2 protein-coding genes are annotated in these 1,679 nt (G+C 68.7%); one reads left to right on the top strand and one right to left on the bottom strand.

All coding sequences use genetic code 11. The features are described 5' to 3' along the window. Nucleotides 1-116: 116 nt before the first annotated feature. Nucleotides 117-662, top strand: a complete 546-nt coding sequence (locus ACFYTE_RS42345; protein WP_388722658.1) for a hypothetical protein — start codon at nucleotides 117-119, stop codon at nucleotides 660-662. On the opposite strand, the gene ACFYTE_RS42340 is transcribed toward ACFYTE_RS42345, so the two are convergent. Next, on the bottom strand, nucleotides 619-1,410 hold the full coding sequence (locus ACFYTE_RS42340) for an IS5 family transposase (RefSeq protein ID WP_388722656.1): 792 nt from the start codon (nucleotides 1,408-1,410) through the stop codon (nucleotides 619-621). The two genes, ACFYTE_RS42345 and ACFYTE_RS42340, sit on opposite strands and share 44 nt — an antisense overlap. Between the last annotated feature and the right edge of the window lie 269 nt (nucleotides 1,411-1,679).

The raw sequence follows: 1,679 nt of genomic DNA, 5'->3' as shown, positions 1-1,679 counted from the left end.
AGAAGCTGTTGTCGTACCGAACCTGAGGACGGTGTTTTCGCTGGTCAGGCATAGGGTCGGCGATCCCGTGGAAGGAGTGGTGGCCTGTCGTGTCATCGTTCCTGGGGAGGCCGTGGATGCCGTCGGTCGTGGGGTTGCTCGAACAGCGTGAGCTCGCTGCCCGCCGTCGAGTGGACGAACTGCGGGAGGAGGCCGACCGCGTCCAGGCGGAGCTGGCCGTGGCCGAGCGGGACTGGAAGGAGTGGGCTATCGCCCGCTCGCGGGTCGGCGAGGTGCTGGGCCCTGTGGACGAGACCGAAGATCACGTCCGGGCCGAACGGACGATGCCGGCCGAGGGACAGGCCGAGGAGGCCTCATCGGTGTCGATGGCCGCGAAGCCGAAGTCGCCGGTGCCGGTGTGGCGCGAGGGGCTGGACGCGTCGGTGCTGTCGATCGACTACCAGCGCATCCTGCGGGCCCTCGCGGACCGGCATCGCCTCCGTCAAGGCCCGCTGACCTGCCAGGAGATGGCCGTCTTGTTCGGCCTGGACGCGGTGCCGGCGAAGGTGGAGGCGCTGAGGTCGAAGGCGAAACGCCTGGTCGCGCGGGGCTGGCTGGCCGAGCGGCAGCCGGGCCGGTTCACGCTTGCGCAGGATGTGACCGGGCAAGGCGGCGGGTCATGAGCAGGGCCATCGACCAGTAGATCATCGCCTCGGCGCTGGTGGTGCGGCGCTCGAAGTCGCGGACCAGGCGGCGGGTGCGCATCAGGTGGGCGAAGAGACGCTCGACGATCCACCGCTTGGGCAGCACCACGAAGCCGCGCATGTCCTCGCTGCGTTTGACGATCGCCAGGACCAGGGCGAGCGTGGCCAGGCAATACTCGACGAGGCTGCCGGTGTAGCCGCCGTCGGCCCAGACGAGAGCCAACCGGTGGTGGGCGTCGGCCACCTGCGCGAGCAGGGCCTTCGCGGCAGTGCGGTCGCCGACATCCGCGGCGGTGACCGTCACCGCGAGCAGCAGGCCGAGGGTATCGACCACCACATGCCGCTTTCGGCCGTTGATCAGCTTGCCGCCGTCGAAGCCGCGGCTGTCCGATCCGACGACGGCATCCGCCTTCACCGACTGCGAGTCGATCACACCCGCACTCGGCTCAGCATCCCGGCCCAGCCTCTCGCGCACCTGTCCGCGCAGCCGGTCGTGGAACTCCCTGACCAGGCCGTGGTCGCGCCAGCGGCGGAAGAATGCGTAGACCCGCTCCCACGGCGGGAAGTCAGACGGCATCGCCCGCCATTTGATGCCGTTGTCCACGAGGTAGCGGATCGCGTCCAGTATCGCGCGGTGGCAGTACGCCTCCGGCTGTCCGCCCCGGCCGCGCAGCCAGGCCGGCACCGGCAGCAGAAGCCGGATGGCCGCCCACTCCGCATCCGTCATGTCCGACGGATACCGCCGAACACGTTCCGGGTGATCGGCCGCATTCCCGAACCGGTGAGCGACACAATCACACGACGGAGCAGCCGAGTTGAACTCCACCGGCGCGAGCACGTACAACTGCGGCAACAGGGTCTCCCGGGTCTCGGTTGGCTTCGCAACCCCGAGCTACCAAGAGGCCCTGTTCTCATGCCCCCGGCTTGTTGTGATCACCCGATCGAGACTCCCGTTCGACGCACACCCCTCAAGATCGGAACGACAACAGCTTCTCA

This window comes from Streptomyces sp. NPDC004629 (assembly GCF_042873595.1).
Taxonomy (GTDB): Bacteria; Actinomycetota; Actinomycetes; order Streptomycetales; family Streptomycetaceae; genus Streptomyces.
Note: the sequence above shows the minus strand (reverse complement) of the source record. Positions and strands in the feature narration are given on the sequence as shown.

Bases quoted from the DNA above. Each gene is read 5' to 3' on its own strand.
- ACFYTE_RS42345 (WP_388722658.1), top strand. From the start codon at position 117: ATGCCGTCGGTCGTGGGGTTGCTCGAACAGCGTGAGCTCGCTGCCCGC.
- ACFYTE_RS42340 (WP_388722656.1), bottom strand. From the start codon at position 1,410: ATGACGGATGCGGAGTGGGCGGCCATCCGGCTTCTGCTGCCGGTGCCG.